Genomic DNA, 20,506 nt, shown 5'->3' on the forward strand with positions numbered 1-20,506 from the left:
CTGCAAGCATTACATGCACTGCTGAATTCTTGGCTCCCCGAGCTGGGCTCGAACCAGCGACCTGCGGATTAACAGTCCGTCGCTCTACCGACTGAGCTATCGGGGAACAGGTAGAGGGGCCGAATTATGCACAAAAAATGGGAAGAATGCAAAGCGGCCTGAAAATTTTGTTCAAGCGTGCTGGATCGCGTGGGCCGTGCGGAACAGTTGCGGCACGATATCGCGCAGCAAACGATCGCTGGGGTAATCATGCCGAGGCGCGCTGACACTGATGGCCGCCAGCGGCACATCGCGCGCATCGCGCAACAGCACCGCCGCGCCCACCTGGTTCTGCAACACCTGGTCTTCGGTCAGCGCATAGCCGTCGTCGCGCGCTTGGCGGATCAGCGCCAGCAAGGCGTCGGGCTCAACCACCGTGCGCGGCGTGAAGGCGCGTGGCGGCGCGTGCAGCAGCGCCTGACGGATGACGTCGTCGTCCTGCTGGGTCAGCAGCATGCGGCCGCCGCTGTTGCACCACGCGGGCATGCGCCGGCCCGGCAGCATTTCGGCCAGGGTCAGTTGGCGACTGGGCAGGCGCAGCAGATAGATCATGTCACTGCCCGCCAGCACGCTCATGTGCACGGCCAGGCCGCAGCGGTCACGCAGCGCGACCAGATGCGGCGCGGCCATGGACACGAGGCGGTCGTTGCGCAAAAAGAAGTAGCCCAGCTCCACCACGCGCGGACCCAGCCGGTAGCGGCGCGTGGCCGCGTCCTTGACCAGGTAGCCCAGGCGTTCCCAGGTATGGACGAAGCGCTGCGCGGCGCTTTTCCCCAGCCCGGTCAGGGTGGCGATGTCGGTCAGCCCCAGTGAATCCGAGGCGTCGCGAAAGGCATCCAGCACCCGCATGCCTTTTTCCAGCGAGGCAACAAACAAGGCGTCGTCCGCGTCGGGCGTGGCGGTGGCGGCAAGCGGGGTTTTGCGAGTCGTCATGAAGGGGAAGCCTAGGGGGCGCAAGGGGCTGAAAGCAAGGGTGGATGAGGCGCGAAGACGTTGCCGGGGCTAGTTTCCCCGAATTGTCCGGGCGTCTAATACGCACTATAAAGTTGATTATTCAATACTTTGTATCGCATAGCAATACACCAACGCCGCTGAATGAGTCCCCGCATGAGCCCCGTTTTATGAGCAACACCTCTTCCCTTTGCGACCTTAGCGCCGTGGCGATGCGCGCCGAGATCGCCGCCGGCCACCTCAGCGCCCGCGACGTCACCGCCGCGCACCTGGCGCGTATCGACGCCTGCAATCCCCACGTCAACGCTGTCGTGACCCTGGACGCCGAAGGCGCGCTGGCCCACGCCGCCTTGGCCGACGAGCGGCAAGCGAACGGCCACCCGCTGGGCTTGCTGCATGGCCTGCCGATCGTGCACAAGGATTCATTCCTGACGGCCGGCATGCGCACGACTTACGGATCGCCGCTATATCGCGACTTCGTTCCCGAGCGCGACAGCCTTATCGTTACCCGGGAACGCGCGGCCGGCGCCATCACGCTGGGCAAGAGCAACCTGCCCGAATTCGGCGCGGGCTCGCAAACCTTCAACACGGTCTTCGGCGCCACCCGCAACCCGTACGACCTGCGCATGACGGCGGGCGGCAGCAGCGGCGGCGCGGCGGCGGCATTGGCCGCGCGCATGGTGCCCCTGGCGGACGGCACGGACATGGGCGGCTCGCTGCGCAACCCGGCGTCGTTCTGCAACGTGGTGGGCCTGCGCCCCTCGCCCGGCCGCGTGCCGCAATGGCCAACGGCCAGCCCCTACAACGCGTTGACGGTTGCCGGCCCCATGGCGCGCACCGTGGCTGATGTGGCGCTGCTGCTGGCCGCCACGGCGGGCCCCGATGCGCGCGACCCCCTGGCCATCGAACAGGACCCCGAGCGCTTCCTGGACAGCCTGTCGCGCGATTTCAAGGGCGTGCGCATCGCCTACGCGCCCGACTGGGGTGGCCTGCCGGTGCAGCGCGCGGTGAAGCAGGTGCTGGAGCGTCAGTTGCCGGTCTTCACGGACCTGGGCGCACGGGTGGAGCCGGCGTGCCCGGATTTCACCGGCGCCAACGACGCCTTCCACGCGCTGCGCGGCCAGGTTTTCGCGGTGGGCTACGAGGCCGCGCTGCGCGAACATCGCCATCAACTGAAAGACACGGTGATCTGGAATATCGAACTGGGGCTGACCCAGTCCCCCGCTGCCGTCTTGCAGGCCGAGCGCGACCGGGCGGCGCTGTTCGCGCGCATGCATGCCTTCATGCAGACCCACGAATTCCTGATCGGCCCGGTCAGCCAGGTGCTGCCATTTCCGGTGGAAGAGGAAACCGTCAGCCGTATTGAAGACACGTCGATGCAGAACTACATCGACTGGATGCGCTCGGGCTATTACCTGTCCTTGACCGGCCATCCCGCCATTTCCGTGCCCTGTGGCTTTACCGATGAGGGCTTGCCGGTCGGCATCCAGATCGTTGGCCGCTATCGGCAGGAACACGCGCTGCTGCAATTGGCGCATGCGTTCGAGCTTGCCACCCAGCACTGGCGCCGCACGCCCGTGCTGCCCGACTGACCATTCCAAACACAACACAAGGGGAAATCCATGAAGAAAGCCTTTTCGAGCGCCCTCGCGCTATGCGTCCTGGCCGCCACGCCGCTGCTGGCGTCGGCCGACACGTATCCGTCCAAGCCGATCACGATGGTGGTGCCGTTCCCGCCTGGCGGCTCCACCGACGTCATCGGCCGGCTGTTTGCCGCCAAGCTGGGCGAGCGCCTGGGCCAGACCGTCGTGATCGAGAACAAGCCGGGCGCCAACACCAGCATCGGCGCGGTGGCCGTGGCGCGCGCGGCGCCTGACGGCTACACCTTGATGATCACGGGCGCGCCCACCTTCACGTCGAACCCGTTGCTGTATTCGAATCTGAATTACGACCCGCTCAAGAGCTATGAATATGTGGCCGTGGCGGGCAGCACGCCGTTCGTGATCCTGACCAATCCGCAGACCGGCATCGGCACGGTGGCCGACATCACCAGCAAGTCGGCCACGCAGCCGCTTAGCTTCGGGTCATTCGGCAACGGCTCCACGCCCCATATCGCCGGCGAATCGCTGGCCCAACGTACCGGCGCCAAGCTGCTGCACGTGCCCTATCGCGGCAGCGCGCCCGCCATGACGGACCTGATCGGCAACCAGATCCCGTTGTCGATCGACACGCTGGTGGCGGGCCTGCCGCAGATCAAGGCAGGCAAGGTGCGCGCGGTGGCCTTGACCGGCGGCGAGCGCTCGTCCTTGGTGCCCGATGTGCCCACCGTGGCGGAAGGCGGCGTGGCGGGCTACGACTTCCAGACCTGGTTCGGCGTGGTCATGCCCAAAGGCACGCCCGAGCCCGTCGTGCCCAAAATGTCCAAGGAAATCCAGGCCGTGATGGCCGAACCCGACACGCGCGCCCGGTTGCAGGAACTGGGCTTTGATGCAACCTACCAGGACCCCGCCGCGTTCCGCGCCAAGGTGCAGAGCGAACTGGAGCGCAATGTGGCCATCATCAAGGCGGCGGGAATCAAGCCGGATTGATCGGCTGAACGCGCTTGGCGCACATGCCGGAATTTGCCTATTCGTCCGGCAGTTCCGGCGTGACCGATGTGCGTCAGGCTGATCCCTTATCATGGCAACCAGAAGGCTCGCGACCTCTCTCGATTTTTCTGGATTACTCCATGTCTTCGTTCGACATTCAGTTGCTGCTCACCGCCCTGGTGAGCGTCTTGGTGCTGGTCGCCCTTATCGTTTCCCGCATACGCATGCATCCGCTGCTGGCGCTATTGATCGTGTCGATCGGTGTCGGTTTCGCCACGGGCATGGCGCCCACGGCCATTGTGAAGAATCTGACCGACGGCGCGGGCAAAACGCTGGGCGCGGTCGGCGTGGTCATCGCGCTTGGCGCCATGCTGGGCAAGATCCTGGCGGATTCCGGCACCACCGAGCGCCTGGCCAACGCCATTTTGCGGCGCACGTCCGTCCGCATGATTCCGTGGGCCATGACGCTGGTGGCGTTCGTCATCGGCATTCCCATGTTCTTCGAAGTGGGCCTGGTGGTCATGCTGCCGCTGATCTTCAGCGTGGCGCGCAAGCTGGAAGGCCAGCAACGCTTCAAAGGGTCGGCCTACATCTACGTGGGCGTGCCGGTCATTGCCGCCTTGGCCGCCATGCATGGCATGGTGCCGCCGCATCCCGGCCCGCTGACCGCCATCGCCACCTTGAAGACCACGGTCGGTCCCACGATGATCTACGGCTTTCTGGCCGCCCTGCCGGCCATGGTGCTGGGTGGCCCGTTGTACGGTGCATTCCTCACGCCGCGCATGACGACCCGCCCCGACGAGGCCTTGCTGGAGCAGTTCACCGCCACCACGGAACACGGTTCGGGCGCGTCTGCACCCAGCGTCGGCCTGGGTGTCTTGGCTGCCTTGCTGCCCGCCCTGCTGATGTTGGTACACGCGCTGGCCGAGATGCTGCTGCCCAAGGATTCCAGCCTGATGCACGTGGCGGCCTTCCTGGGCAACCCGCTGGTCGCCATGTTGCTGGGCGTGTTGTTCGCCGCCGTGACGCTGGTGTTCATGCGCGGCGGCGACGCCGAAAAGCTGCGAGACGGCCTGGGCAAAAGCCTGAAGCCCATCGCCGGCATCATGCTGATCATCGCGGGCGGCGGCGCGTTCCAGCAGGTGCTGACCAGCGCCAAGGTGGGCGACGCCATCGTGCACCTGACGCATCAATTCGCGTTCCCGCCATTGATCCTGGGCTGGCTGATCGCCATGCTGTTATCGGTGTCCACCGGCTCGGCCACCGTCGGCATCGTGGGCGCGGCGGGCCTGTTGGCGCCGCTGGCGGGATCGGACCCCACCTTGAACCTGCCGCTGCTGGCGCTGTCGATCGGCTGCGGCTCGCTATTCTTCAACTACGCCAATCACGCCGGCTTCTGGATGGTGAAAGAGTCGTTCGGCATGACGATGGGCGAAGCCACCAAAACGATTTCCGTCGTGCAATCGATCGTGGCGGTAGCAGGCTTGATCATGGTGCTGCTGTTCAACATGCTGCCGGCGTTGGGTTGAGGGCGGCGGGGTGCGGTTGAAAAGCAAAAATCCCAACCGGATGGGCTGGGATTTTTTTTGGCAATCGCGCGGTAGTTTCTGGTGCCGGTGAAAGGAATCGAACCCTCGACCTTCTCATTACAAGTGAGCTGCTCTACCAACTGAGCTACACCGGCACGGCGTGCCGGGGCACGCGCAGGGACTGCATTGTAATGAAAAATCGGCGGCGCCGCGTGCGGACTGGCACGGGACGCCGCCAACATTCAATTTGAATCCCACAGGAGCGCGGTAGCGGCGTTCACGGAGAGGGCGTGCCGGGCACGCCATCCCCGCGTAACGCACACTACTTGACGATAGTCAGGCGCGGGCGCTTGGGTTCGTCGTCGTTGCCGCCGTCGTCGCTGGGCGTGGCGTCGGCCTGGGCCTCGACGCCTTCCAGGGCAGCGGGTTCCGCCGCGCCTTGGGCGCCTGCTTCCGGCGGTTCATAGGGCTGTACTTCGAAGCCCATGCCCGCGCCGGTTTCGCGCGCGTAGATGGCGCTGACGGCGCCGACGGGTACGTAGACGTTTTCGGTCACGCCGCTGAAGCGGGCTTGGAATTCAATGAATTCGTTGCCCAGCACCAAGCGGTTGGTGGCCAGCGTGCCCACGTTCAGTGTGATCTGACCGTCACGAACATGCGCGACGGGCACCATGGTGTGCTCATCGACCTGCACGGTGATGTACGGCGTGTAGCCGTTGTCGGTGCACCATTCATGCAGTGCGCGGATCAGATACGGTTTGGTCGAAGTTTCACCCATCACACAGCCAGCCTTAACGACGCATTACTTTTTCCGAAGGCGTCAGCGCTTCGATGTAGGCCGGGCGCGAGAAGATGCGTTCGGCGTACTTTTGCAGCGGAGCCGCGTTCTTGGGCAGTTCGATGCCGTAGTGATCCAGGCGCCACAGGAGCGGGGCCACGGCCACGTCGAGCATCGAGAACTCTTCGCCCAGCATGTACTTGTTCTTCAGCAGCATCGGGGCCAACTGGGCCAGGCGATCGCGAATGTTCTGGCGCGCGTTGGCCAGCTTCTTCTCGTCGGGCTTGGTGCTGCGGTCTTCCAGCGTCGAGACGTGAACAAACAGTTCTTTCTCGAAGTTGTACAGGAACAGGCGGGTACGGGCACGCATGACGGGATCGGCCGGCATCAGTTGCGGATGCGGGAAGCGCTCGTCGATGTACTCGTTGATGATGTTGGACTCGTACAGGATCAGGTCGCGCTCGACCAGGATGGGCACTTGACCGTACGGGTTCATCACCGCGATGTCTTCGGGCTTGTTGTACAGGTCGATGTCACGGATCTCGAAGTCCATACCCTTTTCGAACAACACGAAGCGGCAGCGTTGCGAAAACGGACACGTGGTTCCGGAATAGAGCACCATCATGGTGAAAGTCCTTTATGAAAAACGAAAGGCCAGCGCCTAAATCTAGCAGGCGCTGGCCCCGATTGCCAGGCGGGATAGGCGTACGGCCCTATCCTCCGTTGCCGTCCCTTATTAATGAGGTAGCGGCTTGCATGCCTGGCGGGGCGTTGCGGTTAGCGCACGTGTTTCCAGTACGAGGCGTTCAAGCGCCACGTAACCAGGAAGAACAACAGCAGGAACAACATGACGCCGACGCCGATGCGGACGCGCAATGTCTGGACGGGCTCAGCCATCCAGGACATGAATGCGGTCAGGTCTGCGACGTCGTTGTCGTATGTTGCGACTTGGGCCGGGTTGGCGGCCTTAAATTTGGCATCAAAGGTGGCATGGCCGTGGTAATCAGCTACCGGTTCGGCCTTGACCGTGGAAAAACCTTGAGCATCGTACACCGTCGTGATGCGTTCCCAGTTTTTGGGTGCGCCTTCCTTGGCATCCTTGACTTCCACTTCATGCATGGCCACGGTCGTCAGCTCGCGCGGACCCTGGCGTTCCCAGAGGGCGTGCGGCATGCCCACGGACGGGAAAACCAGGTTGTTCCAGCCCGTGGCGCGCGACGTGTCGCGGTAGAAGGTGCGCAGGTAGGTGTAGATGTAGTCGGCGCCGGACGGGCCGGCGTTGACCGATTTGGCGCGGGCGATCACGGATAAATCCGGGGGCGTCGTGCCAAACCACTTCTTGGCGTCCTGGGGCGTCATGGCGATATGCATCATGTCGCCCACCTTTTCGCCGGTGAACAGCAGGCTTTCCTTGATTTGCTGGTCGGTCAGGCCAATGTCCTTGAGCTTGTTGTAGCGCATCGAGGACGCGCTATGACAGTTCAGGCAGTAGTTGACGAACAGCTTGGCGCCGTTTTGCAGCGACGACATGTCGTTGACGCGGTACGGCGCCTTGTCCAGGGGGAAACCGCCTTCGGCGGCAAATGCGGTGGTACACGTGAGCATCAAGGCCACGGCACCAATCAGCTTCTTGATCATGGTTAATCCGTTATCTGGTGGGCTCAGTGGGCGTGGAACGTAACGCGCTCGGGCACTTGCTTGAAGGTGCCAAGGCGGCTCCAGACCGGCATCAGGAAGAAAAATGCCAGGTACAGCAGCGTGCCGATTTGCGACGTGATGTTCAACGGCGGACTGGGCGGCTGCGTACCGATGTAGCCGAGCACCAGGAAGTTGACCATGAAGATGCCGTAGATCCACTTGTGCCACGTGGGCCGGTAGCGGATCGACTTGACCGGGGAATGGTCCAGCCAGGGCAGGAAGAACAGGATGACGACCGTACCACCCATGGCCACCACGCCCCAGAACTTGGCGTCGATCACGCGCAGCAGCACGGCCACGACGATGAGGATGCCGGGGATGGCAATGCGCAGGATGCCGCGCAGGTTGCTCTTGATCAGCAACGCCAGCGCGCCCAGTACCGACGCGCCCGCCAGCACCCACGTGAATTCGTCGGTGGTGGCTCGCAGCATCGAGTAGAACGGCGTGAAGTACCAGACCGGCGCAATGTGCGGAGGCGTCTTCAGCGAGTCAGCAGGAATGAAGTTGTTGTACTCGAGGAAGTAGCCGCCCATTTCCGGCGCGAAGAACACGATGAACGCGAACACGAGCAGGAAGCCCGCCACGCCCATCAGGTCATGCACGGAATAGAACGGGTGGAACGGGATGCCATCCTTGGGCCGGCCGTACTTGTCTTTCGGGCCCTGCTTGATTTCGATGCCGTCCGGGTTGTTCGAGCCGACTTCGTGCAGCGCCACCAGGTGAGCCGCGACCAGGCCCACGAGCACCAGCGGAATCGCGATGACGTGGAAGGCGAAGAAGCGGTTCAAGGTGGCGTCCGACACGACGTAGTCGCCGCGGATCCAGATAGACAGTTCCGGGCCGATGAACGGAATGGCGGCGAACAGGTTCACGATCACCTGGGCGCCCCAATACGACATCTGGCCCCACGGCAGCAGGTAACCGAAGAAGGCTTCCGCCATCAGACAGAGGAAGATCGCCACGCCGAAGATCCACACGAGTTCGCGCGGCTTGCGGTAGGAACCGTAAAGCAGCCCGCGCAGCATGTGCAGGTAGACGACGACGAAGAACATCGATGCGCCGGTTGAATGCATGTAGCGCACGAGCCAGCCCCAGGGGACCTCGCGCATGATGTATTCAACGGATTGGAACGCGCGTTCGGCGTCCGGCTTGTAATGCATGACCAGGAAAATGCCGGTCACGATCTGCAGCACCAGGACCAATAAGGCCAGAGAGCCAAAGAAATACCAGAAGTTGAAATTCTTTGGTGCGTAGTATTCGGACAGATGGGCTTTCCAGGTGGATGTCACCGGAAAACGCCGGTCCAGCCACCCCAACAGGCCTGTTGTCTCGACGGTTTTCTCGCCAGCCATGTAACGGCTCCTTCTCTAATACGTGGCGTATTTGTTTTACTTACGTAATCGGGAAAAAAGCGCGACGCGAGCGTCAGGCCTTGTTGTCTTCATCGACGCCCACAATGATGCGGGTATCGCTCAGATACTGGTACGGCGGAACTTCGAGATTATCGGGAGCAGGCTTGTTCTTGTAGACCCGGCCAGCCAGGTCGAACGTGGAGCCGTGGCAGGGGCAGAGAAATCCGCCTTGCCAATTGGCGCCCATGCCGCCACCGCCGCCTGTTTCGAAGTGCGAGGTGGGCGAGCAGCCCAAGTGAGTACAGATGCCGACGCAAACGAAGATCTCGGGCTTGCGCGAGCGAACTTCGTTCTTGGCATATTCGGGAGTGAAGCCTGGCCGCTCGGATTCGGGGTCGGCCAGCAAGGGGTCCAGCGTCTTGAGGGCGGCGAGCTGTTCGGGAGAACGGTGCATGATCCACACCGGTTTCCCACGCCATTCCACGGTTTTCATGGAGCCGACGGGTATATCGCCGATATCCACTTCAACGGGGGCCCCGGCCGCGCGGGCCGTTTCAGAGGGAGAAAATGTGCTCACAAGCGGCACTGCCGTTGCGACACCTGCTACGCCACCCACAGCACAGGCGGTGGTAACCCAGAAACGTCGCGAAGGATCGGGTGGCAGGTTGGGATCAACCGCACCGTCATCATCGTGCACCAGCGTATCCTGACTCATCTTCCTATCCTTGTTGATGCGCCCGCTCTACGAGTAGCATCATTTCTGCGGCATCGGGTTCGCGGGAATATGTAACAACATAGCAACCGCGTATTATAGCGCCAGCCCACTCAAGGGCGTATCACGATGGGAGTGCTTTTATGAGCAAAAAGACTGGTTTCATCAAAGAATTCCGAGATTTCGCTGTAAAAGGCAACGCGGTTGACTTGGCGGTGGGTGTGATTATCGGCGCTGCCTTCGGCAGGATCGTCGATTCGATGGTGAAAGACATCATCATGCCCTTGGTCAATTTCATCTTGGGTGGCGCAGTCGATTTTTCGAACAAGTTCTTTGTGCTGTCGATGCCTGCCGGCTACAACGGCCCGATGACGTATGCCGACCTGACCAAAGCGGGCGCTTCTGTGTTCGCCTGGGGTAATTTCGTGACGATCCTCATCAACTTCGTGTTGTTGGCGTTCGTGATTTTCTGGATGGTCAAAGCCATCTACAAGGCCCGCACCAAGGCCGAGGAAGCACCGGCCGCGCCGGCCGCAACGCCCGAAGACGTGGCGCTGCTGCGCGAAATCCGCGACCTGCTCAAGAAATAAGACACGGCAAGCGCTGCGTGGCGCGCGCGCCACGGGCTTGCTGCCCGCTGGGTACTGAACCGCAGCGGGCGCCACTGCGTTATGCCGGGTTATCAAGGTCGATGAATTCGACCTTGATGCCGAACTGCTCGGCGACGGCCTGGCCCAGCGCCTGGGCGCCATAGCGCTCGGTGGCGTGGTGGCCGGCCGCGATAAAGCCGACGCCGGTCTCGCGTGCAAGGTGCACGGTGGATTCAGACACTTCGCCTGTGATGTAAGCGCTGGCGCCGGCATCCACGGCGTCGGCCAGCATGCCCTGCGCACCACCGGTGCACCACGCCACGCTTGATAAGGGTTGATCCGGGTCGCCCACTACCAGCGGCTGCCGGCCCAGCCGTTCGGCCACGCGCGCGCCCAGTTGGCCCAGGGTCTTCAGGCCGGCGGCCTCGCCCAGCCACACCAGATTGTCTTGCCCACAGGTGCGCGGCGACCCATCGTCGCGCCGCGCGGGAGTCAGGCCCAGCACGCGGGCCAGTTGCGCGTTGTTGCCCAGCGTGGGATGCGCATCCAGCGGCAAGTGGTAAGCGTATAGATTCAGGTCATTCTTCAGCGCCAGCGCCATGCGCGTGCGGCGCGTGCCGATCACGCGCCGGTCTTCGTTGCGCCACATCCAGCCGTGGTGCACGAGCACCGCGTCGGCGCCCCGTTCAACTGCCGCGCGCAGTAACGCTTCGCTGGCGGTGACACCGGTGATAATGTGTGCGACTTCGGATCGGCCCTCCACTTGCAAGCCGTTGGGGCAATAGTCCTTGAAGCGGGCGGCTTGCAGGGTGTCGTCCAGCCAACTGGCCAGCACGTGAGAGTCCACTTTTTTCATTGCTCGTCCTATCAGAATCATGCGCCGATATTGGCTGATATTTGCTCAGGCCGTCACGGTCTGCCTGGCTATTCTATTCGTGGTCACCACCTTGCGGCCCGACCTGCTGCGCCTTGCCGGGCCGGGGGCCGCGCAGCCTGCCGCCGCGGCGGCCGCGCGCCCAGCCGCCGGCAGTGGCGTGGGGCCGGTATCGTATGCGGACGGCGTGGCGCGCGCGGCGCCGTCGGTGGTGAACGTTTACACGACCAAGCACGTCAATGTGCCGCTGGTGCCGCTGCCCGACGATCCGGTGCTGCGCCAGTTATTCGGCCAGGTGCCGGGCATGAGCCGGCGTCAGGCAACGACCAGCCTGGGCTCTGGCGTCATCGTGAGCCAGGACGGCCATGTGTTGACCAACTATCACGTTGTGCAGGCGGCTGACGCCATCGAGGTGGCGCTGACCGACGGTCGGCGCGACACCGCGAAAGTGGTGGGCGCGGACCCGGATACGGATCTGGCCGTGCTGAAGCTGAGTTCCTTGAGGACGCTTCCGGCCGCCACGCTGGCCGCCGATCGTGGCCTGCGGGTGGGTGATGTGGTGCTGGCGATAGGCAACCCGTTTGGCGTGGGCCAGACCACCACCCAGGGCATCGTGTCGGCGTTGGGGCGCAATGGGCTGGGGCTGAACACCTACGAAAGCTTCATCCAGACCGACGCTGCCATCAACCCGGGCAACTCCGGCGGCGCGCTGGTGGACGCCGAGGGCAATCTGGTGGGCATCAACACCGCTATCTATTCCGAATCGGGCGGGTCGATGGGCATCGGCTTTGCCACGCCGATCGAGATTGCGCGCAAGGTGATGGACGACATCGTCAAGACGGGCTCGGTCAAGCGCGGCTGGCTGGGCGTGGAACCGCAGGACGTGACGCCGGAGCTTGCCCGTGCGTTTGAACTCAAGAACGACACGCGCGGCGTGATCATCGCTGGCGTGATGCGCGACGGCCCGGCCGCGCGCGCCGGCCTTCGCGTGGGCGATATCGTGCAGACGGTCAATGGCAAGCGCATGACCGATACCACCCAATTGCTGGCCGAGATTGCGCAGTTGCCGCCTGGCCAGCGCACCACGCTGGGCGTCTTGCGCGCAGGCAAGGCGGTCGAGGTGGCCGTGGTGGTTGGGACGCGTCCCGGCAAGCCGCGCTAGCGGGCTGCGGTGCGCCCTGCCTGGCAGATCGCTAGGCATCGGGCGGTTGCCGTTCGGCCAGCAGGCGCACCATCGACAACACGGCTTTTTTCGTGCTGTCGGGTTGGCTCTGCAGCAATGCGCCGATCTCGGCGCAGTAGCTGTCCGGGGCGGCTGCCGGCGCATCCGGCGTAGCGGTTGTTGGCAAGCAGCTTGCGCCGAATTCCGTCACGCTCACCACGCCGTCGCTCAACCACGGGACGGTGGTGTCCAACGCTTTCGCCAGCCGCAGCAAGGTGGCGCGCGAGGGGGCGTAGTGCTCATCGCGGGTAAGAATTCGGTGGATGCAGGATTGCGGCACGCCGGAAAGGCGCGCCAATTGGTTTTGGCTGTGGATGCCGCGCCACCGCATCAGGGCGCGCAGCCTTTGAGCAGGCGACATGCCATCAATGTAGGGTGGCGGCCGGGCGCCGACAAGAGTGAAAGAGTCCGATACTGTGCCGCGTCTGCATGGAGTCTTGCGCCGCTTCTTGCGCCATGTATTGCGCAGTACGAGCGGCAGATGCAAGCGGCGGATGTGAATAGGGCCGCCCGAAGGGGCCCCCACGCAACGCAGGCTCAGCGCAGCTCTGTCAGTGGCGTTCTGTCAGTGAATCAGAGACAGCGTCGTCGGCCGCGCCGGGCTTGGGCGTGACCATGCGGGCGCAGATCAGCCCAACTTCATACAGCAGGCACAGCGGCACGGCCAGCATGAACTGGCTGACCACGTCGGGTGGCGTGACCACGGCGGCGATGATGAAGGCGCCCACCACCACGTAACCGCGCGCGGCCCGCAGCTTGGACAGTTCGACGACGCCCATCTTCACCAGCAGCACCACGGCCACGGGCACTTCGAAGGTGATCCCGAACGCCATGAACATCGTCATGACGAAGCTCAGGTAGGCCTCGATGTCCGGGGCCGGCGTGATGGACTGCGGCGCGAACGTGGCAATGAAATGGAACACCGTGCGGAACACCACGAAGTAGCAGAACGCCATGCCCGCGATGAACAGGAACGTGCTGGAGACGATCAGCGGCAGCGCCAGGCGCTTTTCGTGGCGGTACAGACCGGGCGCCACAAAGGCCCAGGCCTGGTAGAGCACGACGGGCAGCGCCACGATGAACGCGGCCATCATCGTGACCTTGACCGGCACCATGAACGGCGTGATGACGCCCGTGGCAATCATGCGCGTGCCTTGGGGCAGCGATGCCAGCATGGGGGCCGCCAGCACGTCGTAAATGGCTGATGCGCCGGGATAGATGAACAGCACGATGAACACGGCCACTACCGCGCCGACGGCGCGCATCAGGCGGGTGCGCAATTCAACCAGGTGAGAGATGAAGGTCTCTTGCTGGCCTTCTTCTTGGGAAGCGTCCTGGGTCACGTCGGTGTTCCGGAGGGCGGGACGGGCTTGGCGGCGGGCGCGGCGTCGTCAGCCTTGGGCGCGCGGGGCGCCGGGGCAGGTTGTTGAGAGGCGGGGGGCGCAGCCGGGCTGGATTCGGCCGCGGGCGGCAGATCCAGGTCCAGGTTGTGGCTTTGCCCGGGGGGCGCGATGGTGCGTGCGGGTTCGGGCGCGGGTTCGGCCGGGGCAGCGGCAGCGGGGGCCGGGGCGTCGCCCACGATCACGGGTGCGACCTTGCCATTGGCTTCACGGGCCACTTCGTCGAGTTCGGCACGGAATTGCTGAACCGGCTCTTGCAAGGAAGCGTGCGTTTCATTCAGCGACTGTTGCACGCCTTGCGCGGCGTCTTCCATTTCGCTTTTGAATTTGCGCAGCTCGTCGATTTCGATTTCGCGTTGGATATCGGACTTAACGTCGTTGACGTAACGCTGCGCGCGACCCAACAGGTGGCCGATGGTGCGGGCAACCTTGGGCAGGCGTTCGGGACCGATGACGATCAAGGCGATGACGCCGACCACCATCAGTTCAGTGAAACTGACATCAAACATGCGACGGCCGCTCGGGAAATGAAGCAATAAGGGCCGGCCCTTTCAGGGCGGGCCCGGGATAAGAGCCGTGGCTCAGGAGTTGGTCTTTTCCTTGGCCTGCACGTCGATGGTGTCATCGGACACGCGCTGCTGCGCGATCGGGTCCGCCGGCTTGTCGCCGTTGGCGTCCTTCATGCCTTCCTTGAAGCCCTTGACCGCGCCGCCCAGATCCGAACCGATGTTGCGCAGCTTCTTGGTGCCGAAGATCAGCGCCACGATGACCAGAACAACCAACCAATGCCAAATGCTGAAACTACCCATGATGTTTCTCCGAATTACGCGGTGGGGGCCACGCGTCCTTTCCAGGGTCGCGAGCCGCCAATGATGTGGAAATGCAAATGCGGGACTTCCTGGCCGCCTTCGACGCCAGAGTTGATCATGATGCGAAATCCGCCATCAGGGCCCGGACGGCAACCGTTTTCGGCTGCTAGCCGCGGCGCCAACGACATCATTCTACCCAACCAACCTGCGTCCTCGCCCGTAATATCCTGCATGGATGTGACATGACGTCGAGGGATCAGCAGCAAATGCACCGGTGCTGCCGGATTGATATCGTGAAATGCAACAAAGTCCTCGTCCTCATAGATCTTCTTGGACGGGATCTCGCCAGCGGCGATCTTGCAGAAAAGACAGTTGTCGCTCATGTTTCCGGGCTCCGGGGTCAGTCTTTGGGGCGGCTGGCTTTTTCGGCCAGACCCGACAGGCCTTCGCGGCGGGCCAATTCGGCCAGCACGTCTTCCGGCCGCAGCTTGAAATGCGTCAGCGCGACCAGGCAGTGAAACCACAGGTCGGCCGTTTCGCTGACAATGCGTTCCGGCACGCCGTCTTTCGCGGCCATGACCAGTTCCGTGGCTTCTTCGCCGATTTTCTTCAGGAAGGAATCGGGGCCCTTGGCCAGCAGCTTGGCGGAATAGGACGCGGTCGGGTCGCCGCCGTTTTCTGGGCGGCGGGTTTCCAGCGTGTCGGCGATGCGCGCCAGGATGTCGGCGGCGCTTAGCGTTTGATCGGTCATTTGTAGATCAGTTCGGGGTCTTTGAGCACGGGGGCGACCGTGACCCAGGAGGCGTGGTCCGTCGGCCCTTCCAGGCGGCGGAAAAAGCAGCTTGCGCGGCCGGTGTGGCAGGCAATGCCGCCTTCCTGGTGGACCTTTAGCAGGATGACGTCGCCGTCGCAATCCAGGCGCAATTCGTGCACTTCCTGCACGTGTCCGGATTCCTCGCCCTTGCGCCACAGGCGTTGGCGCGAACGCGACCAGTACACTGCGCGGCCGGTGGCGGCCGTTTCGGCCAGCGATTCGCGGTTCATCCAGGCGACCATCATGATCTGGCCGTTTTCGGCGTCTTGGGCGATGGCGGGAATCAGGCCGTTTTCGTCGAAAACGACGTCAGCCATCCAGGCGGGTTCGGTGCTCATAGTTAATCCAAGCGTACGGAAATGCCTTGTTCGGCCATGAAGCGCTTGCACTCGCCAACGGTGTGCTGGCCGAAGTGGAAGATGCTGGCGGCCAGCACGGCGCTGGCGCGGCCGGTGGTGACACCATCGGCCAGGTGCTGCAGGTTGCCCACGCCGCCCGAGGCGATGACGGGCACCGGCACGGCGTCGGACACGGCGCGCGTCAGTTCCAGGTCGAAGCCGGACTTGGTGCCGTCGCGGTCCATGCTGGTCAACAGGATTTCGCCCGCGCCGTAGGCGGCCATGCGGCGCGCCCAAGCCACGGCGTCCAGCCCGGTGGCCTTGCGGCCGCCGTGCGTGAAGACTTCCCAGCGCGCCGGTTCGCCCGCCGCCGATACGCGGCGCGCGTCGATGGCGACCACCACGCATTGCGAGCCGTGGTAGTCGGACGCGGCCCGAACCAGCTCGGGGTTGGCCACGGCGGCGCTGTTGATGCTGATCTTGTCGGCGCCAGCGTTCAGCAGGCGCTGGATGTCAGACACCTGGCGCACGCCGCCGCCCACCGTCAGCGGGATGAACACCTGGGACGCCACCTGCTCGATGATGGGCAGGATCAGGTCGCGGCCGTCGCTGGTGGCGGTGATGTCCAGGAAGGTGAGCTCGTCGGCGCCCTGCTCGTTGTAACGGCGGGCGATCTCGACGGGGTCGCCCGCGTCCAGCAGGTTGACGAAGTTCACGCCCTTGACGACGCGGCCGGCGGTAACGTCAAGGCAGGGGATGATGCGGCGGGTCAGCGCGCTTGGTACAGGCGCGCCGGCCTCGGTGCTGCTGGGAGAGATGGTCATTTTGCCAATTCGTCGGCGCGAGCCTGGGCTGCCTGGAAATCAAGCGTGCCTTCGTAGATGCTGCGGCCCAGGATGGCGCCTTCGACGCCCTCTTCTTCGACGGCGCACAGGGCTTCGATGTCCTGGATGCCGGCGATGCCGCCCGAGGCGTACACGGGAATGCGCACGTGTTGGGCCAGGCGGACCGTGGCTTCGACGTTGACGCCCGACAGCATGCCGTCACGGCCGATGTCGGTGTAGATGATGGCCTCGCAGCCGTAGTCTTCGAACTTCTTGGCCAGGTCCAGCACGTCGTGGCGGGTCAGCTTGCTCCAGCCGTCGGTGGCGATCTTGCCGTCGCGGGCGTCCAGGCCAACGATGATCTGGCCGGGGAAAGCGCCGCAGGCGTCTTGCAGGAAGCCCGGGTTCTTGACCGCGGCGGTGCCGATGATGACGTACGAAATGCCGGCGTCAAGGTAGCGTTCGATGGTGTCGAGGTCGCGAATGCCGCCGCCGATCTGGACGGGGATGTCGTCGCCGACGGCCTCCAGAATGGCCTTGATGGGCGCTTCGTTCTTCGGCTTGCCGGCAACGGCGCCGTTCAAATCGACCAGATGCAGGCGGCGCGCGCCCTGGTCTAGCCAACGAGTGGCCATGGCGGCGGGGTCTTCGGAGAACACCGTTGCATCGTCCAGGTCACCCTGGCGCAGGCGCACGCAGCGCCCGTCTTTGAGATCGATGGCGGGGATCAGCAGCATGGTGGGCAGCAAAAAAGAAAGAGGGGTTGAATGGGCTGGCGCATGCAGGTCCGTGACCTACGGCTGCCAGTCTACAAAATTGCGATACAGGCGCAAACCGTGTTCGGCGCTCTTCTCGGGGTGGAACTGCACCGCGAAAATGTTAGCCGCCGCCACCGCGCAGGTAAAGGCGACTCCGTAATCGGTTTCACCAACTGTCAGGCTGGAATCATCCGGATCGGCGTAGTAACTATGGACGAAATAGAAGTGCGTGTCGTCCGGAATACCGGCCCAGATGGGATGAGAGCGCGTCTGGCGGACTTTGTTCCATCCCATGTGCGGCACTTTGAGCCGTTCGGGGCGGGTGTCGGCCAGACCCGCGTCGCCGGTGTCGGCCAGGCAGGCTTCGTCATCGGCGGGGATCAGGTCGGCAAAGCGCGGGCCCGAAAAACGGCGCACCACGCCGGGGAACAGGCCCAGGCACGACGTGCCGCCTTCTTCGCTGGAGTCAAACAGCATCTGTTCGCCCACGCACACGCCCAGCAAGGGCTTGTTGCGGGCAGCGCGCACGACGGCTTCGCGCAGGCCGGATTCATTCAGGGTGCGCATGCAGTCCGCCATGGCGCCCTGCCCGGGAAACACCACGCGGTCGGCCGCGTCAATGTCTTGGGGCTGGTTGCAGATGCGGATGTCCGCGTCGGGCGCGGCGAACTTCAGGGCGCGGGCGACGGAGTGGAAATTGCCCATTCCGTAGTCAACGATGGCGATAGTGGTCACTTCTTTTGCCTGCTGCGTTGGGGTTGGCGAACGTTACAGCACGCCCTTGGTGGAGGGCACGACGTCGCCCATGCGCGGATCGACTTCCATGGCCATGCGCAGGGCGCGGCCACAGGCCTTGAACACGGTTTCAGCCTGATGGTGGGCGTTGAAGCCGCGCAGGTTGTCGATATGCAGGGTGATGAGGGCGTGGTTGACCAGCCCCTGGAAGAACTCGCGCGTCAGGTCTACATCAAAATTGCCGATGTGGGCGCGCGTGAACGGGATGTGATATTCCAGGCCCGGGCGGCCCGAGAAGTCGACCACGACGCGCGACAGCGCTTCGTCCAGCGGCACGTAGGCGTGGCCGTAGCGGCGCAGGCCGGCCTTGGTGCCGACGGCCTTGGCAATGGCCATGCCCAGCGTGATGCCCACGTCTTCCACGGTGTGGTGCGCGTCGATGTGCAGGTCGCCCTCGGCCTTGATGTCCAGGTCGATCAGGCCGTGGCGCGCGATCTGGTCCAGCATGTGGTCCAGGAACGGCACGCCCGTGTCGATCGTCTGCTTGCCGGTGCCGTCGATATTGATGGCCACGCGGATGCGGGTTTCGTTGGTGTTGCGGGTGATCTCTGCGGTACGCATGTTAAGCACTCAAAATCTCTTGCAGGGCAGCCAGCAAGGCGGCGTTCTCGGCCGGGGCGCCCACCGAGATGCGCAGGCAGTTTGCCAGGAGCGGATGGGCGTTGGAAAAGTTGCGAATCAATATTTTGCGCGTTTTCAGCGCAAGATGCACGGCGTTGCCATCCAGCTTGCCGGAAAAGCGGGCAAGCACAAAGTTGCCGGCGGAAGGGAATACCCTGACGCCGGGCAAGGCGGCCAGCGCGTCGGCCAGCGGGCCGCGGGCGGCGCGCAGGCGCGCGGCCTGTTCGTCCAGCACGGGCTTGTGGCGCAGCACCGCCATCAACGTGGCCTGCGTCAGCACGTCCAGGTTGTAGGGCGGGCGCAGCTTGTTCAGTTCGGCGATCCAGTCGGGATGGCCGGCCAGGTAACCGAAACGCAGGCCGGCCAGGCCGATCTTGGACACCGTGCGCATGACGACCACGTTGGGGGCGTCCAGCACTTGTGGCATCCAGGTACGGTCGGCGAAGGGCTGATAGGCCTCGTCCAGCACCACCAGTCCGGGGGCGGCGGCGATGATGGCCTGCACGTCTTCGTCGGACCAGAGGCCGCCGGTGGGGTTGTTGGGCACGGCCAGGAACACCACCTTGGGCTGATGTTCCTGGATGGCGGCCAGCATTGCCGGCAGATCCAGGGTCAGATCCTCGGTCAGCGGCACGCCGACAAAGCGGGCGTGGTCAAAGCGCGCCGCCATGTCGAAGTAAACGAACGACGGCCACGGCGACAGCACCACGTCGCCCGGGTTGCAACAGGCCTGGACGATGATGTGGATGAGTTCATCCGAGCCGTTGCCAAACAGCACGTCGGCCGCGTCGGGCACGCCGAACCCGGCCTTCACCGCCTGCTGCAAGGCGGACAGATCGGCGGCGGGGTAGCGGTTCAGTGGCGTGTCGCGCACGGCGCGGGCGATGTCGTCGCGCACTGCCTCGGGCAGTTCATACGGGCATTCCATCGCGTCCAGCTTGATGCAGCCATCCGCGTGGGCGACCGGGTACGCGGCCAGTGCGAGGACGTCCGCGCGCAGGGTGCCTTGGATGCGGCCAGCGACGCTTGCCGCCGGGGCCGCGCTCATGGCTTGTCGATCCGGTACTGGGCGCTGGCGGCGTGCGCTTGCAGGCCTTCGCCCAGCGCCAGTTCGGCGGCGATGCGGCCCAGCGTTTGCGCGCCTTGGTGCGACACCTGGATCAGGCTGGAACGCTTCTGGAAGTCGTACACGCCCAGCGGCGACGAAAAGCGCGCGGTGCGCGACGTGGGCAGCACGTGGTTGGGGCCGGCGCAGTAGTCGCCCAGCGCTTCCGAGCTGAAACGGCCCATGAAGATGGCGCCGGCATGGCGGATCTTGGCGGTCCAGATCTCAGGCTGTTCGGTGGAGATTTCCAAGTGCTCGGGCGCGATGTCGTTGGCGATCTGGCAGGCTTCTTCCAGGCTTTGCACCTGGATCAGCGCACCGCGATTGGCCAGGCTGACGCGCAGAATGTCGGCGCGCGGCATCGTGGGCAAGAGACGCGCGATGGCGGCTTCGACTTCTTCGATGAAGGCCGCATCCGGACAGAGCAGGATGGATTGCGCCAATTCGTCGTGCTCGGCTTGCGAGAACAGATCCATGGCGATCCAGTCGGCCGGCGTCTTGCCGTCGCAGATGACCAGGATTTCGCTGGGGCCGGCAATCATGTCGATGCCGACCACGCCGAACACGCGGCGCTTGGCGGCGGCCACATAGGCGTTGCCGGGGCCGACGATCTTGTCCACGGCGGGCACGGTGGCGGTGCCGTAGGCCAGCGCGCCCACGGCTTGCGCGCCGCCGATGGCGAACACGCGGTCCACGCCGCCGCGGGGGG

25 protein-coding genes and 2 tRNA genes are annotated in these 20,506 nt (G+C 64.1%); 5 read left to right on the forward strand and 22 right to left on the reverse strand.

Annotation, left to right across the window (positions count from 1 at the left end; translation table 11 throughout):
• Positions 1–30 precede the first annotated feature (30 nt).
• Positions 31–106, reverse strand: a tRNA-Asn gene (locus ACE04A_RS27490).
• Positions 107–171: 65 nt separating this feature from the next.
• Positions 172–972 (reverse strand): IclR family transcriptional regulator, encoded by an 801-nt coding sequence (locus tag ACE04A_RS27495; RefSeq protein WP_259251444.1) that lies wholly within the window; start codon positions 970–972, stop codon positions 172–174.
• Between the two features lie 188 nt (positions 973–1,160).
• Here ACE04A_RS27495 and ACE04A_RS27500 point away from each other — a divergent pair, with 188 nt between their 5' ends.
• The 3 genes from ACE04A_RS27500 to ACE04A_RS27510 all read left to right on the forward strand — a co-directional run bounded on the left by ACE04A_RS27500 (position 1,161) and on the right by ACE04A_RS27510 (position 5,107).
• Positions 1,161–2,582, forward strand: a complete 1,422-nt coding sequence (locus ACE04A_RS27500; protein ID WP_485820721.1) for an amidase — start codon at positions 1,161–1,163, stop codon at positions 2,580–2,582.
• A gap of 30 nt (positions 2,583–2,612) precedes the next feature.
• Positions 2,613–3,578 carry a Bug family tripartite tricarboxylate transporter substrate binding protein gene (locus tag ACE04A_RS27505; protein ID WP_485820722.1) on the forward strand — a complete coding sequence of 322 codons (966 nt, stop codon included), beginning with the start codon at positions 2,613–2,615 and terminating at the stop codon, positions 3,576–3,578.
• A gap of 140 nt (positions 3,579–3,718) precedes the next feature.
• The gene (locus ACE04A_RS27510; RefSeq protein WP_100853558.1) at positions 3,719–5,107 is read left to right on the forward strand and encodes a GntP family permease; all 1,389 of its coding nucleotides are present in this window, start codon (positions 3,719–3,721) and stop codon (positions 5,105–5,107) included.
• Positions 5,108–5,186: 79 nt separating this feature from the next.
• Here ACE04A_RS27510 and ACE04A_RS27515 read toward each other — a convergent pair.
• From ACE04A_RS27515 to petA, 6 genes are all read right to left on the reverse strand, one after another.
• Positions 5,187–5,262 (reverse strand) — tRNA-Thr (locus tag ACE04A_RS27515).
• Between the two features lie 167 nt (positions 5,263–5,429).
• The gene (locus ACE04A_RS27520; RefSeq protein ID WP_259251448.1) at positions 5,430–5,885 is read right to left on the reverse strand and encodes a ClpXP protease specificity-enhancing factor; all 456 of its coding nucleotides are present in this window, start codon (positions 5,883–5,885) and stop codon (positions 5,430–5,432) included.
• A gap of 13 nt (positions 5,886–5,898) precedes the next feature.
• Positions 5,899–6,510: a glutathione S-transferase N-terminal domain-containing protein gene (locus tag ACE04A_RS27525; protein WP_050448901.1), complete on the reverse strand. Its 612-nt coding sequence runs from the start codon at positions 6,508–6,510 to the stop codon at positions 5,899–5,901.
• A gap of 152 nt (positions 6,511–6,662) precedes the next feature.
• On the reverse strand, positions 6,663–7,523 hold the full coding sequence (locus tag ACE04A_RS27530) for a cytochrome c1 (protein WP_100853546.1): 861 nt from the start codon (positions 7,521–7,523) through the stop codon (positions 6,663–6,665).
• A 23-nt stretch (positions 7,524–7,546) separates the two neighbouring features.
• Positions 7,547–8,935 carry a cytochrome b gene (locus ACE04A_RS27535; protein ID WP_100853545.1) on the reverse strand — a complete coding sequence of 463 codons (1,389 nt, stop codon included), beginning with the start codon at positions 8,933–8,935 and terminating at the stop codon, positions 7,547–7,549.
• Positions 8,936–9,008: 73 nt separating this feature from the next.
• Positions 9,009–9,650, reverse strand: a complete 642-nt coding sequence (petA, locus tag ACE04A_RS27540; protein WP_485820723.1) for a ubiquinol-cytochrome c reductase iron-sulfur subunit — start codon at positions 9,648–9,650, stop codon at positions 9,009–9,011.
• A 140-nt stretch (positions 9,651–9,790) separates the two neighbouring features.
• Here petA and mscL point away from each other — a divergent pair, with 140 nt between their 5' ends.
• Positions 9,791–10,237, forward strand: a complete 447-nt coding sequence (gene mscL, locus ACE04A_RS27545; protein WP_259251450.1) for a large conductance mechanosensitive channel protein MscL — start codon at positions 9,791–9,793, stop codon at positions 10,235–10,237.
• Positions 10,238–10,316: 79 nt separating this feature from the next.
• Here the strand turns inward: mscL and ACE04A_RS27550 are convergent, their stop codons facing one another.
• On the reverse strand, positions 10,317–11,093 hold the full coding sequence (locus ACE04A_RS27550) for a Nif3-like dinuclear metal center hexameric protein (RefSeq protein ID WP_259251451.1): 777 nt from the start codon (positions 11,091–11,093) through the stop codon (positions 10,317–10,319).
• A gap of 19 nt (positions 11,094–11,112) precedes the next feature.
• Here ACE04A_RS27550 and ACE04A_RS27555 point away from each other — a divergent pair, with 19 nt between their 5' ends.
• Positions 11,113–12,273, forward strand: coding sequence for a trypsin-like peptidase domain-containing protein (locus ACE04A_RS27555; RefSeq protein WP_485812096.1), 1,161 nt, complete (start codon positions 11,113–11,115; stop codon positions 12,271–12,273).
• A 31-nt stretch (positions 12,274–12,304) separates the two neighbouring features.
• Here ACE04A_RS27555 and ACE04A_RS27560 read toward each other — a convergent pair whose 3' ends face one another.
• From ACE04A_RS27560 to hisD, 13 genes are all read right to left on the reverse strand, one after another.
• Positions 12,305–12,694 (reverse strand): helix-turn-helix domain-containing protein, encoded by a 390-nt coding sequence (locus ACE04A_RS27560; protein ID WP_448716829.1) that lies wholly within the window; start codon positions 12,692–12,694, stop codon positions 12,305–12,307.
• Between the two features lie 190 nt (positions 12,695–12,884).
• On the reverse strand, positions 12,885–13,676 hold the full coding sequence (tatC, locus tag ACE04A_RS27565) for a twin-arginine translocase subunit TatC (protein ID WP_259251454.1): 792 nt from the start codon (positions 13,674–13,676) through the stop codon (positions 12,885–12,887).
• The gene (gene tatB / locus ACE04A_RS27570; protein WP_447987717.1) at positions 13,673–14,242 is read right to left on the reverse strand and encodes a Sec-independent protein translocase protein TatB; all 570 of its coding nucleotides are present in this window, start codon (positions 14,240–14,242) and stop codon (positions 13,673–13,675) included. Before tatB ends, tatC begins: the two co-directional genes overlap by 4 nt.
• A gap of 72 nt (positions 14,243–14,314) precedes the next feature.
• On the reverse strand, positions 14,315–14,542 hold the full coding sequence (tatA, locus tag ACE04A_RS27575) for a Sec-independent protein translocase subunit TatA (RefSeq protein WP_100853537.1): 228 nt from the start codon (positions 14,540–14,542) through the stop codon (positions 14,315–14,317).
• 14 nt (positions 14,543–14,556) lie between these two features.
• Positions 14,557–14,925, reverse strand: a complete 369-nt coding sequence (locus ACE04A_RS27580) for a histidine triad nucleotide-binding protein (protein WP_448716831.1) — start codon at positions 14,923–14,925, stop codon at positions 14,557–14,559.
• 17 nt (positions 14,926–14,942) lie between these two features.
• Entirely contained in the window at positions 14,943–15,293 is a 351-nt protein-coding gene (locus ACE04A_RS27585; protein ID WP_100853535.1) for a phosphoribosyl-ATP diphosphatase, read from the reverse strand.
• Positions 15,290–15,694 (reverse strand): phosphoribosyl-AMP cyclohydrolase, encoded by a 405-nt coding sequence (hisI, locus tag ACE04A_RS27590; protein WP_485820724.1) that lies wholly within the window; start codon positions 15,692–15,694, stop codon positions 15,290–15,292. Before hisI ends, ACE04A_RS27585 begins: the two co-directional genes overlap by 4 nt.
• A gap of 2 nt (positions 15,695–15,696) precedes the next feature.
• Positions 15,697–16,518, reverse strand: coding sequence for an imidazole glycerol phosphate synthase subunit HisF (gene hisF, locus ACE04A_RS27595; protein WP_259251458.1), 822 nt, complete (start codon positions 16,516–16,518; stop codon positions 15,697–15,699).
• A complete protein-coding gene (gene hisA / locus ACE04A_RS27600) occupies positions 16,515–17,255 on the reverse strand; it encodes a 1-(5-phosphoribosyl)-5-[(5-phosphoribosylamino)methylideneamino]imidazole-4-carboxamide isomerase (protein ID WP_046805342.1) in 741 nt (246 codons plus the stop codon). The genes hisF and hisA overlap by 4 nt, the downstream gene beginning before the upstream one ends.
• A 57-nt stretch (positions 17,256–17,312) precedes the next feature.
• Complete coding sequence (gene hisH, locus ACE04A_RS27605) at positions 17,313–18,011, reverse strand: imidazole glycerol phosphate synthase subunit HisH (RefSeq protein WP_100853532.1); 699 nt, start codon at positions 18,009–18,011, stop codon at positions 17,313–17,315.
• A gap of 33 nt (positions 18,012–18,044) precedes the next feature.
• On the reverse strand, positions 18,045–18,632 hold the full coding sequence (gene hisB, locus ACE04A_RS27610; RefSeq protein ID WP_006216836.1) for an imidazoleglycerol-phosphate dehydratase HisB: 588 nt from the start codon (positions 18,630–18,632) through the stop codon (positions 18,045–18,047).
• Between the two features lies 1 nt (position 18,633).
• A complete protein-coding gene (gene hisC / locus ACE04A_RS27615) occupies positions 18,634–19,740 on the reverse strand; it encodes a histidinol-phosphate transaminase (RefSeq protein WP_485820725.1) in 1,107 nt (368 codons plus the stop codon).
• The coding region (gene hisD / locus ACE04A_RS27620; RefSeq protein WP_485820726.1) for a histidinol dehydrogenase at positions 19,737–20,506 on the reverse strand (770 nt) is incomplete at its 5' end. The genes hisD and hisC, both read right to left, overlap by 4 nt.

This window comes from Achromobacter colocynthidis (assembly GCF_057334535.1).

Coding starts and splice junctions, on each gene's coding strand:
- ACE04A_RS27495 (WP_259251444.1), bottom strand. CDS start 972: ATGACGACTCGCAAAACCCCGCTTGCCGCCACCGCCACGCCCGACGCG.
- ACE04A_RS27500 (WP_485820721.1), top strand. CDS start 1,161: ATGAGCAACACCTCTTCCCTTTGCGACCTTAGCGCCGTGGCGATGCGC.
- ACE04A_RS27505 (WP_485820722.1), top strand. CDS start 2,613: ATGAAGAAAGCCTTTTCGAGCGCCCTCGCGCTATGCGTCCTGGCCGCC.
- ACE04A_RS27510 (WP_100853558.1), top strand. CDS start 3,719: ATGTCTTCGTTCGACATTCAGTTGCTGCTCACCGCCCTGGTGAGCGTC.
- ACE04A_RS27520 (WP_259251448.1), bottom strand. CDS start 5,885: ATGGGTGAAACTTCGACCAAACCGTATCTGATCCGCGCACTGCATGAA.
- ACE04A_RS27525 (WP_050448901.1), bottom strand. CDS start 6,510: ATGATGGTGCTCTATTCCGGAACCACGTGTCCGTTTTCGCAACGCTGC.
- ACE04A_RS27530 (WP_100853546.1), bottom strand. CDS start 7,523: ATGATCAAGAAGCTGATTGGTGCCGTGGCCTTGATGCTCACGTGTACC.
- ACE04A_RS27535 (WP_100853545.1), bottom strand. CDS start 8,935: ATGGCTGGCGAGAAAACCGTCGAGACAACAGGCCTGTTGGGGTGGCTG.
- petA (WP_485820723.1), bottom strand. CDS start 9,650: ATGAGTCAGGATACGCTGGTGCACGATGATGACGGTGCGGTTGATCCC.
- mscL (WP_259251450.1), top strand. CDS start 9,791: ATGAGCAAAAAGACTGGTTTCATCAAAGAATTCCGAGATTTCGCTGTA.
- ACE04A_RS27550 (WP_259251451.1), bottom strand. CDS start 11,093: ATGAAAAAAGTGGACTCTCACGTGCTGGCCAGTTGGCTGGACGACACC.
- ACE04A_RS27555 (WP_485812096.1), top strand. CDS start 11,113: ATGCGCCGATATTGGCTGATATTTGCTCAGGCCGTCACGGTCTGCCTG.
- ACE04A_RS27560 (WP_448716829.1), bottom strand. CDS start 12,694: ATGTCGCCTGCTCAAAGGCTGCGCGCCCTGATGCGGTGGCGCGGCATC.
- tatB (WP_447987717.1), bottom strand. CDS start 14,242: ATGTTTGATGTCAGTTTCACTGAACTGATGGTGGTCGGCGTCATCGCC.
- tatA (WP_100853537.1), bottom strand. CDS start 14,542: ATGGGTAGTTTCAGCATTTGGCATTGGTTGGTTGTTCTGGTCATCGTG.
- ACE04A_RS27580 (WP_448716831.1), bottom strand. CDS start 14,925: ATGAGCGACAACTGTCTTTTCTGCAAGATCGCCGCTGGCGAGATCCCG.
- ACE04A_RS27585 (WP_100853535.1), bottom strand. CDS start 15,293: ATGACCGATCAAACGCTAAGCGCCGCCGACATCCTGGCGCGCATCGCC.
- hisI (WP_485820724.1), bottom strand. CDS start 15,694: ATGAGCACCGAACCCGCCTGGATGGCTGACGTCGTTTTCGACGAAAAC.
- hisF (WP_259251458.1), bottom strand. CDS start 16,518: ATGACCATCTCTCCCAGCAGCACCGAGGCCGGCGCGCCTGTACCAAGC.
- hisA (WP_046805342.1), bottom strand. CDS start 17,255: ATGCTGCTGATCCCCGCCATCGATCTCAAAGACGGGCGCTGCGTGCGC.
- hisB (WP_006216836.1), bottom strand. CDS start 18,632: ATGCGTACCGCAGAGATCACCCGCAACACCAACGAAACCCGCATCCGC.
- hisC (WP_485820725.1), bottom strand. CDS start 19,740: ATGAGCGCGGCCCCGGCGGCAAGCGTCGCTGGCCGCATCCAAGGCACC.